The organism is Streptomyces sp. NPDC104096, assembly GCF_055584385.1.
Genome location: NZ_JBVJMD010000044.1, coordinates 63,794 through 79,834, shown reverse-complemented (window position 1 = coordinate 79,834; position 16,041 = coordinate 63,794). Strand labels below are relative to the sequence as shown.

Here is a 16,041-nt window from a genome sequence, read left to right as displayed (position 1 = left end):
GACGTGGGGAGAGCTCAGGGGGGAGGAGTGGGGGCAGGCGCGTGCACGGGGCGCACCGGACACGCCGACCGCGATGGCGTCACGCGGCCGGTGGTCGGCGGTCGGTGGTCGGTGGTCAGCGCTTGACGGTCGGCGGTCGGGTGCGCGGCAGCCGCGGTCAGGCGGCGAGTTCGCCGGCCTGGAGCTGCCAGAGGGACGCGTAGAGTCCGTGCTGGGCGAGGAGCTCGTCGTGGGTGCCCTGCTCGGCCACGACCCCGCCCTTGTCCATGACGTAGATCCGGTCGGCGTGGCGGACCGTGGAGAGCCGGTGGGCGATGATCAGCATCGTCCGGTCGGCCGCGAAGGCACGGAGCGTGCGCTGGATGGCGGCCTCGGTCTCGTTGTCCACGGCGGAGGTGGCCTCGTCGAGGATCACGACCGGCGCGTCCTTGAGGATCGCGCGCGCCAGCGCGATCCGCTGCCGCTGGCCGCCGGAGAGAGCGGCGCCGCGTTCGCCGATCACCGTGTCGTACCCGTCCGGCAGCGTCGCGACGAAGGTGTGCGCCTCCGCCTTCATGGCCGCCTCGACCACGGCCTCGTCCGAGGCGGCGAAGCTGCCGTAACGGATGTTGTCGGCGACGGTGCCGTCGAAGAGGAAGGGGTCCTGCGACACGAACCCGATCGCGTGGCGCAGATGGTGCCGGGGCAGGTCCCGCACGTCCCGCCCGTCGAGCAGCACGCTGCCGAAGTCCGCGTCCTGGAACCGCATCAGCAGCTTGGCGATCGTCGTCTTTCCGGAGCCGGTGGCGCCGACGAGGGCGGTGACCTGCCCGGCGGGGATGGTCAGCGAGAGGTCCTCCAGCGCCGGCGGCCGGCCGGGGTAGGCGAAGGTCACACCGTCGAGGACGATCTCCCCGCGCACCTTCTCGACGTCGAGCGGTCCGCCGGTGCCGTCCGGCTCGGTGGGCAGGGCACGCAGCCGCCGGACCCGGTCGTAGGCGGTGATCGTGCGCTGGTACTGGTCGACGATGCCGCCGAGCCGGTTCATCCGCAGCAGCACCATCTGAGGCAGCCCGATCAGCGGACTGAACACCTCGAACCGCAGACTGCCGTTGAGTACCGACCGGCCGCCCATCAGCAGGGTCGCCGCCATCGAACTGGTCGTGCAGACCCGGACGATCTCGGCGTGGCGGATCGTGCTCCGGTCGGTCTGCCGGTTGCTCTCCTGAGCCTCCGCGCTCAGCCGGTCGATGCGCTCGGCCTCGTAGTCCTCGGTGCAGAAGCTCTTGACGGTGGCGCCCGCCTCCAGCGTGTTCACCAGCTGGCTGTGCAGCCTGGCCCGCTGCTCGCCGGAGACGATGTAGTCGGCCGCGACCTTGTCCTGGTAGTGGAACGACAGCCAGGCGATGACCGGGATGGGCAGGAACGCGATCCAGGCGATCTGAGGGGCCAGCAGCAGGAACAGCGGCACCAGGAGGACCAGGCTGGTGCCCAGTTGCAGCAGGTCGTTGGCCGCGGTGGAGAAGAAGGTGCCCAGCTGGCGGACGTCGTCGGTGAGCGCGCCGGCGATCCGGGTGGTCCGCTCGCCTTCCAGATGCCGCAGTTCGAGGTGCTGCACATGGGCGTACGTCCGGTTGCGCCAGTCGTGCTCGATCTCCTGGCCCAGTCGGCGCCACTGGAGGTTGGAGGAGTACGAGAGGCCCGCCACGGCGGCACAGGCGACGGCCACCAGCCCTGCCAGGCCCCAGAGTTGAGCGGACGCGGTGGTCAGACCGAGGTGGACGAGCGGCGCGGCCCGGCCCTTGATGAGGACCAGCGCCGTCCAGCCGAGGAAGGTGCCGAGCGCCATCTCCGAGACCTGACAGGCGACCGACAGCGCGGACGCGCGGTAGAGACGCCGGCGGTGCGGTCCGACGATCTCCAGCAGGGGGTGTCGTTCGGCCCCGGCCGCGGCTCCGGGGAGGTCCCGGGCCGCGTCGACCGTTCTGCGCCATGCCCTGCGGACCACGACCCCGGTCGCCACCGCCACTCCGCCCAGGGCGACCAGCTGCTTGCCCAGCGACGCCCCGCGGATCAGGGCGAGGCCGGCCACCACCCCGCCCCCGACGGCGAGCGCGGGGCGCACGACGCCTCGATCCGTGCGCGGGGCCGACCCGGCGGCGGGCTGCGCCGGAGCCGAACGCCGTACCCCGGCCGAGCCCGACACCACCAGGGCGACGGCTCCGCGGACGAGTCGGCCGACGTCCGCGCCCTGCACCCGGGCGTCGTGCCGGACGAGGAGCCCACCGGTGATCGGGCTGGCCTGTGCCTCGGTGATCCCGGGAATGCGCCGCAGGACCGCGGCAAGGACTTCGGCCGCCCGCGGCCGACCGAGAACCAGCCTGACGTCCCAGCGCTGGCGGCCCGAAACGACCGAACGCGGACGCACGTCCAAATCCGTGGAGTGAAATCCGGCTGCGGCACCCAGCAGAGATGACATGTGTACGATCACCTGTTTAGGAGGTCGCAGATTCCGCCACGAGCACGACGGTTCAATGCGACGGAATGGAAATTCCAGAGAAAGCGAAGCGATCGGCAGGTACGCGGCCGACTACAACCGGGGCAGGTTTCTTCGCGCGCGACCGGAATGCGCGCCCGGGCCGCGCCCCCGGGCGCCGGACGGACCGTCAGTCCGTCTTGCCGACGCCGGCGGTCGCACGGATCTTCGGAGTCCTCGCCTCGCCCTCGGGCCGGGCGGCAGCCTCGCCCTTCGCATTGTTCGGGATCCCGCTCTCGGCGGCTTCACGACCGTCACCAGCGGCAATCTGCGCCGCCACCATCTCGGCGGTCACCTCGGCCGCAAGGTCCTGAATGTTCTCTCCGGCCTCCTGGGTCGCCCTCTTCACCTCCATGGCGATGCTCACCGACGTCTTGACGAGGCCGCGCATCAACGGCTTGAAGAGACGCTTGGCCAGTGGCGCGGCGACGAGGCCGACCAGGAAGGGCGGTACTACGGGGGGCATGACGCTCCATTCTCTCCACGCGTACATATGACAGGCATTCCGGACGCCGCGAACAGCGGAGCGGCGCACAACTGGGCGAACAGGAGCACCGATCTTCGGAATTTACGATTTCTCCGCCGGGCCCAATTCCTCACCGACGGATCCGGAACTCGCTCTTCCATCACCGTAGCCGAGTCATGTCCTTCGAGACCAAATCGCCCAGACCGGTTTCACTCATGCGAGTGCCATTGACGTTGCCGGGCGACACGAATTACCGTACGCGCACTCATCGACCGCCCCACCGGGCCGATTTCCATTCGCCCTGAGGACCATCGGGTTTTCCGACTGTCTCCACGAGCCCCGGAGCCCTGAGTCGGCGACGAGAGGCCGAGCCCGCCGACAACGGCCGTCGCGGCGCACCCCGGACCAGGCATTCGCCCAGACTCCGCAAACCACCGGCCTCAACCACGAACGCACCCGGCCACACCGAGTAACACTTCGGTCAATCGCGGGCCTTACCACGCAGACCTCTCCCAGCCCGTACATAGCCGCCTATGCTCCGACTCTCCTCGCGGTCGCGCCCGGGAGAGGCGACGGTCTGCGGGGAGACGCCGCGACCGAGCGACCGCACGAGCACGAGGGGGACTCTCCATGGACCGAGCCCAGACCGCCGCCGTTCCCGCCACCCGCCCCGAGACCCGGCGCCGTACCGGGACCCGGCGGACCGTGACCTGGCTGGGGGTCGCGGCGGCCCTCGCGGTCGTCGGCGCCGTCGCCCCCGACGCCTCGGCCGCGACCTACCGGTACGACTGCCGCCGGCTCGCCGGTGCCGGCTCGTACAGCAGCCCGAAGCAGCTCGGCAACGTCACCGGGCGCACCGTCGTCGCCGTCGACTGCCCGCCGCTGACCTCCGGACTCCCCTACAACCACCGCTACTTCTCGTTCACCCTGACCCGGCCCGCCCGGGTGCCGTCGCTGGTCGGAGCCACCTTCCGGCTCACCTCCGCGCAGAGTTCGGCCGTGAACCCGTCGCTGAGCAGGGGCCCGGTGACCTGGCTGCACACCTCCGCCGGGGTCTGGACGCGGGACCGGGCGACCGGCGCCCTCAACGGGCGCTACCTCCCGCTGGCGCCGTACCCGGGCGGCGGGGTGCTCCCGGCCGGGACCTACCGGGTCGACATGCAGAAGCTGAGGTCGCCGCTGTCCTCGCTGAGCACTCCGTGGTTCAACGTGGTGGTGTCGGTGTCCTGAGCCGGGGCGCGGGTGCCGCGGATGTCCTGGTGTCACCGGGCGTGAACGCCGGGCCGGCCGGACCGTGAACACCGGTCCGGCCGGCCCGAGGACGACCGGATACAGTGCGCGGGAGGGCCGCCTGGTCAGGGAGGGGAAGCGTGACGGACACCAGCAGCACCCGAACCGCCGACGGTGCAGGGCGAGCGCCGCGGCAGAGCCGACTGCACCGCCTGATGCGCTACATCCCCATGACCGCCCCCGTCCTGCTGTGGGCCGTGCCCTGCTGGGTGCTCCTGTACGGGGGCCAGCACTGGCCGACGCCCGTCACGCCGGTCGGCACCGCGCTGTTCGTCCTCGGTCTCATCGGCATGCCGCTCGCGATGATGCGCGGCCACGGCCGACGTCAGCAGGACCGGGCGGCGATCGTGGGCGACACCCTGCTGGGCACCAGCTGGGTCCTGTTCACCTGGTCCGTGCTGCTCGGCGTCCTGTTGCGGCTCGCCCTGACCGTGACCGGCGTCGGCGAGGGTCAGGACCGGGCCCGCATCGTCACCTGGGCCGTCCTCGGCGTGAGCGCCGCCCTGCTCGGCTGGGGGTACTTCGAGGCCCGCCGCGTGCCACGCGTACGCCGGCTCGACGTACAACTCCCGCGAATGGGTGCCGGGTTGGACGGCCTTCGCGTCGCCCTCATCACCGACACCCACTACGGCCCGCTCGATCGCGCCCGCTGGTCGGAGCGGGTGTGCGAGACGGTGAACACGCTGGAGGCGGACGTCGTCTGCCACACCGGCGACATCGCGGACGGCACGGCCGAACGCCGCCGCGCCCAGGCCCTCCCGCTCGGTACCGTGCGGGCCACCCGGGCCCGGGTGTACGTCACCGGCAACCACGAGTACTACAGCGAGGCCCAGGGCTGGGTCGACCTGATGGACGAGCTGGGCTGGGAGCCGCTGCGCAACCGCCATCTGCTCCTCGAACGCGGCGGCGACACCCTGGTGGTCGCCGGTGTGGACGACGTCACCGCCGAGTCCTCCGGCCTGGCGGGTCACCGCGCCCACCTCGCCGGAGCCCTGGACGGCGCCGACCCCGACCTGCCCGTCCTGCTGCTGGCGCACCAGCCCAAGTTCGTCGACCGGGCGGCGGCCGAGGGCATCGACCTCCAGCTCTCCGGCCACACCCACGGCGGCCAGATCTGGCCCTTCCACCACCTGGTCCGCATCGACCAGCCCGCCGTCGCCGGCCTCAGCAGGCACGGCGCCCGCACCCTCCTCTACACCAGCCGCGGCACCGGCTTCTGGGGCCCGCCGTTCCGCGTCTTCGCCCCCAGCGAGATCACCCTGCTCGTACTGCGCTCCCCGCACGCGTCCCCCTCGGCGTAGCACCGGGCGGGTGCGGGTGACCGGGTCGGGGCCGGCGATTGCGAGAGGATGCCGATGTCTCAGGTCTCGCGACGCTCGCTCAGAACAGTGACAGGCCCTCGCCGTCGGTGTCGGCGATGACCGGCCGGGACCGGGCGGGCAGGCCGTCCAGGCGGTCGGGACCGGCCGCGGCGGCCACGGCGGGAGCCGTCTCGGCCAGCCAGCCACGGAACCGCTCGACGGCTTCGCGGTAGGGGACCTGCGCCAGGACGCGGTGCTCGCCGGAGGGGCAGAAGTCGACGGTGACCGTGAGCAGGCAGGAGCGGGGCGCGTTCTGACTGCCCGTCCAGGACACTCGCAGCACACCGCAGGGCTTGCGTCCGCGGGAGACGGGGTGGGTCGGGCGCAGCGATCGGCAGGATATGTAGGCGGTCCATGCGGCGAGGTGGGGCAGGGGCAGGGTGGTGCGGGCGCGGCAGCCGGGACAGCGGTGCCAGTGGCGGAGCCAGTCGTCGGTGTCGGTGTCGAAGAGGCGTGTGTAGCGGTTCGCCACGCGGATGTCGTTGCTGTAGAGGTGGTCGGGGCGTTCCTGGGTGTTGCAGGACTGGCAGACGGGGGCGCGGACGTAGCCGTGTTCGTGGCAGTGGTCGAGGACCGCGGCGGACGCGGTGCGGCAGACGGCGCACGCCCACTCGGCCACCCTGCGGGAGGTGTCGGGCCTCCGGCTGAGCACCGAGTACAGCCGACCTTCCAGTTCTCCGTCGTACGGACGTAGCGGGGCGGTCGGACGCTCGCGGCTCGTCGTCTGCCGGCCGTCGGCGTCCGGAGCCTGCCTCTGCCTGGACCGGGACGGCGGGTCGGCGGCGGCCGCGCCTGCCTGGCGGGTCCGCGCGGCATGCGCCCACTGCTTTTCGGCGTGCTCGGCCGCGTCGAGCAGTCGGACCACGGCACGCGGCAGCCACCACGTCCGCTGTGCCTCGTCGCGGGTCTGTTCCACGAGTATCCGTCGCCAGTCGATCCCCGCCAGATGGGACGGCCGGCCGACGTCACGCCGTGCTGCCCGCTCGGGGCCGCCCGGTTCGCCCAGTTCCCCCGCGATGCGCCGGCGCCAGCGCAGCGGCGTCTCCTCGTCGCACCCCTGCCCCGGCACCCCACGAAAGGGACCGATACGGACCAGGTCCTGCCGGTCCACCCCCACCGCGTCCAGTTCCGCGGCCGCCCGGCGCACCTCGCCCTCCGCAACACCCCACTGGCCGCCGCTCCCCCGCACGGTCGCCACCACATGGGCGCCGAGCAGGACGTACCCCACCCGGACCTGGGCGGGAGAGCGGGTGAATGCCCCGGAAGCCGTCGGCACCGCGCTGTCGGCCGTCAAACCCACCCACAGAGCGTCCGCGACACCCAGGGTGATCAGGCCGTCCGCACGACCGGCCACAGCACGCTCCGACATACCGACAGGTTAACGGCCTGCGGGGTTCGCAACCGGGCGTGCCCCAAGCGCGCGGGAGGCGGGAGAACGGTGTGGTTCGGGTCAGCGACGACGCTTCTCCCTGAGCCACGCCATTGGGACAGCCCCTCTCAGTGGCACGGCCCCGCAGACGAGCGCCAGGGTGAATTCGGTGTTCCCGAGGTTGCGGTGACGCGTACGTCGTCCGTCGGCGCCCCCGCGTCGGCCTCGCTCCGGCCTGCTGCCGCGAGGCGACGGCCTTCTTCCAGCGTCTCGATCACCTTCCGGTGGCGGCCGAACGACGGCCAGGAACTGAACGCCTCGACGCACACCTGCTGGCCGTCGGCGAGGTCGAGACAGAGCACGCCCCGGGATTCCGACGCGACTTCCTCGCGCCGACAAGCTCCGTCGCCGTGACCGTGCCGCTTCGCGAGCCAAGATCGATTGTCAGTGGTGGGTGACACAGTAGGGGCATCGAGTCGGAACGAGGGGGAGCTGTCATGGCCGGAAGCCAGAACTACATCAATCACGTCGCTCTTGTGCTGGACGCCAGTTCGTCCATGTCGCATCTGAGCTCCAAGGTCGTCGAGGTCGCCGACCAGCAGATTGCGTATCTTGCTCGCCGGTCGAGGGAACTCGACCAGGAGACCCGTGTCACGGTGTACGTCTTCGCGGACAAGGTGGAGTGCGTCATCTACGACAAGGACGTGCTGCGGATGCCGTCGCTGAAGCAGTTGTACCGGGTCGGTGGAATGACGGCGCTGCTGGCAGCCGCACTGAAGTCACAGCATGAGCTGGCACAGACGGCCCAACTGTACGGCGACCACAGCTTCCTGACGTTCGTGCTCACGGACGGGCAGGAGAACGCGAGTCATCGCGGTCCGGACGCCCCCGCCAGTAATCCTCGTGAACTGGTCAAGGCCGTGGCCGAGATGATCGCGACGCAGGAGGACAACTGGACACTGGCCGTCCTCGTGCCGGACCAGATGGGCAAGCGCGAGGCCATGCAGTGCGGTTTCCCGAAGGACAACATCGCCGTCTGGGACGCCACAAGCACACAGGGGCTGGAGGAGGCCGGGCAGGTCATCCGGGAGGCCACCGAGAAATTCATGGTGGGCCGCACCCAGGGCATCCGGGGATCGCGGACGGTCTTCTCCATGAGTGCGGAGGCGGTCAACAAGGACACCATCAAGGCGGTCGGCCTCGCCGCGATGGATCCGTCGCGGTACCAGCTGATCCCGGTGGCGCGTGACGCGGCAATCCGGGACTGGGTCGTCGAATGCGGGCACACCTACCGTACCGGTGGCGCGTTCTACCAGCTGAGCAAGTCCGAAAAGATACAGGCCAGGAAGCAGATCGCGGTGCTGGAGAAGAAGACGGACCGGGTGTACTCGGGGCCCGAGGCCCGCGCTCTGCTCGGCCTGCCGAACGCGGAAGTGCGTGTCAAACCCGACCACAACGACGACTTCACGATCTTCGTGCAGAGCACCAGCGTGAACCGGAAGCTCGTACCGAACACGCGACTGCTGCTCATGCTCTGACACCTTGGGCGACGGCCGGGACACGGCCGTCGGCCCACCAGTGGACGAAGGGATCGTCACCGCCGCCACGCAGCCCTCAGCGTCCCGGATAAAAGCGCACCGCGGACGGGCGACGGATCCAGTGGACCTCTCTCACCGGGGTGACACCGGCGTTCAGTTCGACGCCTTCACCGCCCACCGCCCGGCCAGAACCTTGCCGCCCGGACCCTCTGGTCCGGCTGATGCCAAGTGGACGTGGACTCACCTGACGCTTCGTCAATCAAGTCGGGAATCCGTAACACCTGGCCCGCCAGAGTCGATTCACCCCCTGCCCGTAGACGAGTGCGGACTTGGAGCGCGCATTCGGGAGAGGATCAACCCGACGCGCTCCAGCGGGGAGTCGCAGCGGTCTCCAGTCGCGGCTCCTCGGACAGCACCATGCGTTCGCCGCGTTGCCGTACCGCGGGCCAGGCGGGCAGGCCCTCCGCCGCCGGGACTCCGTCGCGGGCGAAAGCCGACCAGGCGGAGACCGTCCCGGACGACAACTCCGCCCCGGCAGCGCGTCGTCCGGCGACGGGTGAGCGGTCGGTGTTGCCGAAGACGAACAGCAGATCCAGACTGCGGCGTGCGCGCCCGGCTCCACGACCTGACGCTCACCGGATGAGCCGGCTTGAGTCCACCGTGAAGACATCTCGTCCACCTGGCGTTGTCACCCCGTCTGGCGAGAGGGAGACCGTCACGGGCTCGCCGTCGGTGGGCCGCTCGGCTCCGCTCAGGATCAGGCATGCCACGGCGGTCTCCACCCGGTAGACCGCGTGGGGAGTCAGCTCAGTGGAGCGCGCGAAGACGGCGGCCTTGTCGATCACAAACCAGCGCTGCCCCGTAGCGTCAACGAACGATCCGGTGAATCAGACGGAAGGGAGAGATCCCGCGGTCGCCACCCGGGCGGGATGGTTCACCCTCATCCGACGTCGGCGCGGGTTCCGGATGCCCGGCGCATTTGCGGGAGCGAGGTGACGCGGGCTCGTCCCCCTGGCCAGGCTCGAGGCTCGTACCGAGCTCGCGATTTGCAGATTGAAATCATTTACAATTAGCGAATATCCATCCTGACGTAATAACCAGTCTCGGGCAGGCATTTTGCTCCGCAGATTTCGCCTCATTTTTCAAGCGAAATCACGCGCCCGTCAAGGCGGGAAGCGAAAAACATCCTGTCGCGACCCTTGCTGGTCCGACGCCATATCGTCGTCCCGTTCGCCGTACTTCGCGACGGCCCCTTTCCCAAGCCTCTACTCTCGCCGCCCCTCGACGAAACCATCGAGCACATTTCCGTCGTCGGCCAATCGGCTTCCACCCATTCCCCGCTCGCGTCCGCAGCGCGCTCGGCGGCTCCACAAGCGGGCTTGAGGGCTGGAGGTACCCGCTGCAGCAACCGGCTTGTTCGCCACAGCAAGTCGCGGGGCGACGGGAAAGGCACAGTCCGCGCGCCCCCCGGCCGGCGTGCGATCTCGGCAACCGAGAGCTGCCCCTGCCAGGAAGTCGACCATCCGTCAGGCGCCTGTGCAGTATGCCTTGGTGGAGGCCGCAGACCCCGTTCCTGTGCCCACGGACACAGTACAGCGTCATTGATGTGATCAGCCACGGCCCGTGAGGGGCCGACCATTCCTCCCGCGAAGCCGTCGCCTCCGTTCGGCCCGGCCGGCCCTAGGCGACGGCTGCCCCTTCGCCCAGCACCCCGACACCACGAGGCGTGTGAGTCGTCTCACCAGCACGTCACTCAACTCACCTGGATGAACTGGGAGATTGAGATTGTGCGCCAGGTCGGAGACACCTCGTTCGGCGCGGGCGCCCCGGAGGCCCGCACCGGGTGCGGACCGGAGAGCGTCGCCACGCCACCCGGGTTTGCGACAGGCGCCCTGGAATACAGGTCGATCACCTTGTGAAGATTCCATGGGATTCTCATGTCCCTGAAGTGAGGGTCAGGTCAAGAGGGCGGGTCGCGCAGTGAGGTCGATCACGCCCGAAATGCTGTTTTGCCACCTCTTCCTCTCGAGTGGGCTTTTCTTGCTTATTGGAATCGAAAAGCACCGAGACGTTTCCCGCCGTAAGAATCCAGGGGCGCGAAGGGCCTTTGACCTAGGGTTGACACTCTTTGCTCACTCCATATTTAGTCTCCGTTAGCAACATTCACAGAGTGGACGGGGTGTGTCCGCTCAAAGCAGCAGCGAGGGGTGGGGTGTGCGTACGCGTACACGGCTAGCGGCATTGTCGGCTGTAATGGCAAGCGCTTTCTTTACGGTGGGGCTGGTCTCCTTGGGGTCGACTGAGGCGGCGGCCGTCGCCTCATGCACGGCGGGAACGTCATCCGACTTCAACGGTGACGGAATCTCCGACACCGTGATCGCGGATCCGAACGCGACGGTGGGCGGTGCCAAGGGTGCCGGACTGGTCCGCGTCGTCCTTGGTGGCGGCAAGGGAGTCTCCGAGATCTCCCAGGCGACCAGCGGTATGGCTGCCACGCCCGAAGCGGGCGATCACTTCGGCTTCTCCAGGACGTCCTACGACGCCGACGGCGACGGGTGCACGGATCTGGTCGTCGGTACCCCGTACGAGGACGTCGCCAAGGACGGGGGCCAACTCGTCGACGCCGGAGCGATCTACGTGATCCACGGCACGCCCACCGGGATCGGCGCCGGCTCCGCCATCGAGGGGTACACCCAGACGCAGCTCGACCCGACCACGTCCACCGAGGCGTACGACTGGTTCGGCTACGCGGTCAGGGCGGGTGAAACCTCCACCGGAGCGCCCTACTTGGTCGTCGGAGTGCCGGGCGAGAACGTCACCGAGAACGGGATCACCTACGGGGACGCGGGCTGCATCGAGTACGTGCAGGGCACCACCAGGGTCCCGGTGAACCAGAATGACGCGGGCGTCCCTGGTGTTGTCGAGTCGAACGACCGCTTCGGCTACTCGCTGGCCGGCACCAATCGCTATTTCGCCGTCGGCTCACCGGGCGAGGCCATCGGCAGTGCGACCTTCGCGGGTGGTGTCACCGTCTTCAGCCACACCCTGACCGGTGGGCTGCCCACGCCGCTCGTCGGGCTCGACCAGGATGCCGCGGGCATGTCGGGCGTCGCCGAGGCGGGCGACGGTTTCGGTACCTCGCTCTCCATGACGAACTACCGGCCGAGCGACCAGACGTACAACTCCGATGCCCTGCTGGCGATCGGCGCTCCGAACGAGGACATTGGCACGGTCGCCGACGCGGGCGGCGTGGCGGTCGTGAGGATCCAACCCTCAGGCGCCTACACGGAGATCGCGGGGATCGACGCCAACGGCCTCGACGTCGAGGGTGACCCGGTCGCCGGGGACTTCTTCGGCCAGCGGGTGACGATCGTCAACACCAACACCAGCGTCGTCACCAGCACAGCGAACGTCCGCCTCGCTGTCGGGGCCCCGGGCAAGGACACGGCCTCGGTGAAGGACTCGGGCGCCATCCAGATCTTCCGCCCGCTGGACGCATCCGTCGGCACCGCCGACAAGTTCCTCATCCGTGGTTCGGGTCTGCCGGGCACCGCAACCCTGCGCGACTACACCGGTCTCGCCCTGGCCTCGGGTACCAGCAACCTCTACGTCGGTGTGCCGTACAGCAAGGCCTCGGACAGCCCGAAGGGAGCGCTCTACGTCCTCCCGTGGACGGACATCGACGGTACGACGAGCACCGGGACCACCACCTACAAGCCCGGCTCGGCCGGACTGCCCGACGAGGGTGTGGCGTTCGGAGTGGTGGGATGACCGGCAGTTCAGGGACTTCGGGGAGTCCGGGGAGAGGGAAACACAGCACGATGAAACTCCGTATGCACGAAAGACCGCGCGGCAGACGTCGCGCCGTCGCTGTCGGCACGGCCCTCGCGGCCCTGCTGACGACCGGCATGAGCGGCGCGTCCAGCCTCGGTGGAGCGACGCATGCCCATGCGGCGAAGGCCGTGAAGGGCTCCGACAGCCCGGCGCTCACCCAGGACGCGGCGCAGGCCAAGGCCGCCAAGTCGGGTGACTCCGTGGAGGTGATGAGTCTGCGCGACGAGCGGAGCACCACCGTCGCCAACCCGGACGGCACCTTCACCGTCACCCAGTACGTCCAGCCGGTCCGCACCCGCAAGAACGGCAAGTGGACGGCGATCGACACGACGTTGGTCAGGCAGCGGAACGGCTCATACGCGCCGCGGGCCGCGCTCACCGCCATGTCCTTCTCCGGCGGTGGCGATTCGACGTTCGCCGAGATAGACAAGGACGGGCGTTCGCTGGCCCTCGACTGGCCGAGCAAGCTGCCCGAGCCGAAGATCGACGGTTCGACCGCCACGTACACGAACGTCATGGACGGCGTCGACCTCAAGGTCACCGCCAGCGCCGAGGGCTTCTCGCACGTTCTGGTGGTCAAGGACGCGGAAGCGGCGGCCAATCCCGAACTGGCCCGACTCGAACTGCCCATGGAGTCCTCCTCGTCCGTCGAGCTGAAGAAGACCGCGGACGGCGGGCTGACCGCCACCGACAGCGGCTCCGGCGGCACGGTCTTCGAGGCGCCCCAGCCCCTGATGTGGGACTCCAGCCACGGGGACGGGGCGGCGGACGGTGCGAACGCGTCGCCCTCCCCGTCGGCCCAGGTGACCGCGGACACCGAGGCGGTCACACCTCCCGACGGAGCCCAGGTCGCGGATGTGGCCGTCGGTCTGGCGCCGGACACTCTGACGCTCACCCCGGATGCCCGGCTGCTCGCCGACGAAGACACGGTGTTCCCGGTCTACATCGACCCCGTCGTCAAAACCGCCAACCGCAGCAGCTGGACCATGGTGTCCTCGCACTGGTCCTCCAACTCGTACTGGAAGTTCGACGACGACGAGGGCGTGGGTCGCTGCCCGTCCGACGTGTCCTTCCGCTGCGCCAGCAGCGACGACGTCAAGCGGCAGTTCTTCGCGATCCCCACGGGAACCTTCGAGGGCAAGGACATCGTCGATGCCGAGTTCGCGGTGACGATGGTGTTCACCTACAGCGACTCCGCGCGCGAGGTGCAGCTGGCCCGGGTCAACAGCAGTGGCGCGAGCGCGATCAGCTCGTCGACGAACTGGTCCAACCAGCCGTCCTCGAAGGCCACCGTCGCCTCCAAGTCCCCGACCAACCCGGCGGGTTCCTGCACGTCGACCAACCAGAACGTGCGGTTCGACGCCAAGAGCACGATCCAGAAGGCGGCCGACAGCGGCTGGGACACCACCACGTTCCGTCTCAAGGCGGCCAGCGAGTCCGACACCTCGTACTGGAAGCGCTTCTGCGGCAACGCGTACGTCTCGGTGACGTACAACCGACCGCCGCTCCGGCCGGACACGGACCAGCTGGAGATGGCTCCCGGCGGCGCATGCGAGTACGGCAAGGCGACGCAGCACTACGTGACCGAAGCGCCGCACGTGACCGCGGTGATCGAGGACTACGACCACAACGACCTCAAGGGCAACACCGAGTCCCTGCAGGCGAAGTTCAAGGTCTGGTGGACGAACAGCTCCGGAGTCGAAGTCGCCCACTACGCGACGACCGGCAAGCAGAACACCACCGGCAAGGGCAACACCGGCCAGGCCGTGTTCAAGTACGTCATCGGCAGTGACGTCGCCGGCGACGGTGAGCCGGGCTTCACCATCCCGCCGAACGTCACCGTCGCCTGGGCGGTCCAGGGCTATGACCAGACTTCGTGGGGCCCTTGGTCCACCGACGGTGACCAGACCCGCTGCGAGTTCATCCTCGACAGCACCAAGCCCAAGCCGGCCGTGATCACCTCGGCCCTGTACCCGGACGACGACGCCTGGCACGCGGGTACCGGTGACTACGGCAACTTCACCATGGACTCGCCGGACATCGATGTGACGAAGTACAAGTACTACTTCACCGGCCCGCGCGCCGTGAGCACGCTGATGACGGTGAACGCGGAATCCACCGGCGGCCCGGCCACCATCCGCTGGATGCCACCGAGCGAAGGCCCGTACTTCCTGCACGTCACGGCGATCGACGGTGCGGGCAACGCGCAGTTGACCTCGACCACCCATACCTTCCTGGTCAGCGACGGCCGTGCCCCGGTCGCGGGCTGGACGCTCGGTGACGCCAAGGGAGTCTCGAAGGCGGCGGGCAGCAACGGCGCACCCAGTGCCACCGCCGGTTCCGGGGTGACCTTCGGGGCCGGTGGACCGCTCGGCTCCACCGACACCGCCGCCTCTCTCGACGGCACCGCGAACGCCTACCTGGACGCCGGGACACCGGCCGTCGACACCGGAAAGACCTTCTCCGTGAGCGCCTGGGCGATGCTGCCCTCGCTGCCCACCGAAAGCATGACCGTCGTCAGCCAGGACGGCACGTCCCAGCCCGGGTTCGAGCTCGGCTACGACGCCGACACCAAGTCATGGACGTTCCGGATACCGGTCAGTGACATGGAGTCGCTCGGCACCTGGAAGGTCTCGGGAGCCGCTGCCGTCCCTGACGTCTGGACCCACCTCATCGGGGTCTACGACGCGGAACTGGGCAAGATGATGCTCTACGTCAACGGCGTCCTGGTCGCCGACGACGTCCAGGCCCGGCGCACCACCTGGAATGCCACCGGTGGCCTGCAGATCGGCCGCAAGCTCTCCCTCGGCGGCTACACGAGCTATCTCAAGGGCAGTGTGTCCGACGTCAAGCTGCACGACCGGGTCATCCCGGAAACCGAGGGTCAGGAGCTGGGCGGCATCCAGCCCCACCAGCTCGCCTACTGGCAGCTGGACGAGGCGACGTCCTCCGTCTCGCCCGAGACGGGCGGCGGTACCGGGCTGACGATGGGCGGCGGAGCCTCCATCTATCTGCCCGACGACTCCTGCGACCCCGAGCTGGATCCGGACTGCGTCCCCCCGGCCGAGCCGCTGTGGGGCGACGGACACCTGGCGCTGAACGGCACCAACGCCTACGCCTCCAGGGCGGCGGGTCTGCTCTCCGCACAGGACAGTTTCACGCTGACCGCCCGCGCCCGGCTCGCCGCGACGAACCCGGGCACCAACGAGACGGTCCTCTCGCTGTCCGGCACGAACGGCAGCGCGGTCACCGTGAAGTACCTGGCCGCGAGCAACCGCTGGCAGCTTGCGGTGACGGGCGCCGACACTGCCGCCCCGGTCACCACCACTGTTCTGGACAACGGTGACCTGCCCAGTTCGGAGGGCGACGGCGACCATCTGGCCCTCGTCTACAACGCGGTCTTCGGCGACGTGCTCCTGTACGTCAACGGTGTCGCAGCGGCCTCGGCACCCTGGGACAACACGTGGGACTTCGGCAAGACGGGCCTCCAGATCGGCCGGACCCTGACCGGCTCGGCCGGTAGCGAGTACTTCTCCGGCGCGATCGACGAAGTGCGCATGTATCAGGGGCCGTTGGACGCGTCACTGGTCTCGCTGGTGGCGGTCATGCCGGCCGGCGCGAGCATCGACGAGACGTAGGCGCTCCGCAAGAAGGCGGTACCGGTGCCG

Annotated in this window: 8 protein-coding genes; 5 read left to right on the top strand and 3 right to left on the bottom strand. The window is 69.3% G+C overall.

Annotated features, from left to right (window positions below):
- Window positions 1-157: 157 nt before the first annotated feature.
- Entirely contained in the window at window positions 158-2,407 is a 2,250-nt protein-coding gene (locus tag ACZ60B_RS32270) for an ATP-binding cassette domain-containing protein (RefSeq protein ID WP_469393270.1), read from the bottom strand.
- A 238-nt stretch (window positions 2,408-2,645) separates the two neighbouring features.
- Window positions 2,646-2,981: a DUF5132 domain-containing protein gene (locus tag ACZ60B_RS32265; protein ID WP_469393268.1), complete on the bottom strand. Its 336-nt coding sequence runs from the start codon at window positions 2,979-2,981 to the stop codon at window positions 2,646-2,648.
- 630 nt (window positions 2,982-3,611) lie between these two features.
- Between ACZ60B_RS32265 and ACZ60B_RS32260 the strand changes: the two genes are divergently transcribed.
- Together ACZ60B_RS32260 and ACZ60B_RS32255 are read left to right on the top strand one after the other, a co-directional pair.
- Window positions 3,612-4,211: a hypothetical protein gene (locus ACZ60B_RS32260; RefSeq protein WP_469393265.1), complete on the top strand. Its 600-nt coding sequence runs from the start codon at window positions 3,612-3,614 to the stop codon at window positions 4,209-4,211.
- Window positions 4,212-4,351: 140 nt separating this feature from the next.
- Window positions 4,352-5,572 (top strand): metallophosphoesterase, encoded by a 1,221-nt coding sequence (locus tag ACZ60B_RS32255; protein WP_469393263.1) that lies wholly within the window; start codon window positions 4,352-4,354, stop codon window positions 5,570-5,572.
- A 79-nt stretch (window positions 5,573-5,651) separates the two neighbouring features.
- On the opposite strand, the gene ACZ60B_RS32250 is transcribed toward ACZ60B_RS32255, so the two are convergent.
- Window positions 5,652-7,001, bottom strand: coding sequence for an endonuclease domain-containing protein (locus ACZ60B_RS32250; RefSeq protein WP_469393261.1), 1,350 nt, complete (start codon window positions 6,999-7,001; stop codon window positions 5,652-5,654).
- Between the two features lie 497 nt (window positions 7,002-7,498).
- On the opposite strand from ACZ60B_RS32250, the gene ACZ60B_RS32245 reads away from it, so the two are divergent.
- From ACZ60B_RS32245 to ACZ60B_RS32235, 3 genes are all read left to right on the top strand, one after another.
- Window positions 7,499-8,539: a vWA domain-containing protein gene (locus tag ACZ60B_RS32245; RefSeq protein WP_469393259.1), complete on the top strand. Its 1,041-nt coding sequence runs from the start codon at window positions 7,499-7,501 to the stop codon at window positions 8,537-8,539.
- Window positions 8,540-10,912: 2,373 nt separating this feature from the next.
- Window positions 10,913-12,310: an integrin alpha gene (locus tag ACZ60B_RS32240; RefSeq protein ID WP_469393257.1), complete on the top strand. Its 1,398-nt coding sequence runs from the start codon at window positions 10,913-10,915 to the stop codon at window positions 12,308-12,310.
- Window positions 12,311-12,372: 62 nt separating this feature from the next.
- Window positions 12,373-16,011 (top strand): LamG-like jellyroll fold domain-containing protein, encoded by a 3,639-nt coding sequence (locus tag ACZ60B_RS32235; protein ID WP_469393255.1) that lies wholly within the window; start codon window positions 12,373-12,375, stop codon window positions 16,009-16,011.
- The last annotated feature ends 30 nt before the right edge of the window (window positions 16,012-16,041 follow it).

Excerpts from the sequence above, each read along its gene's own strand:
- ACZ60B_RS32265 (WP_469393268.1), bottom strand. The coding sequence starts at position 2,981 with ATGCCCCCCGTAGTACCGCCCTTCCTGGTCGGCCTCGTCGCCGCGCCA.
- ACZ60B_RS32260 (WP_469393265.1), top strand. The coding sequence starts at position 3,612 with ATGGACCGAGCCCAGACCGCCGCCGTTCCCGCCACCCGCCCCGAGACC.
- ACZ60B_RS32250 (WP_469393261.1), bottom strand. The coding sequence starts at position 7,001 with ATGTCGGAGCGTGCTGTGGCCGGTCGTGCGGACGGCCTGATCACCCTG.
- ACZ60B_RS32245 (WP_469393259.1), top strand. The coding sequence starts at position 7,499 with ATGGCCGGAAGCCAGAACTACATCAATCACGTCGCTCTTGTGCTGGAC.
- ACZ60B_RS32235 (WP_469393255.1), top strand. The coding sequence starts at position 12,373 with ATGCACGAAAGACCGCGCGGCAGACGTCGCGCCGTCGCTGTCGGCACG.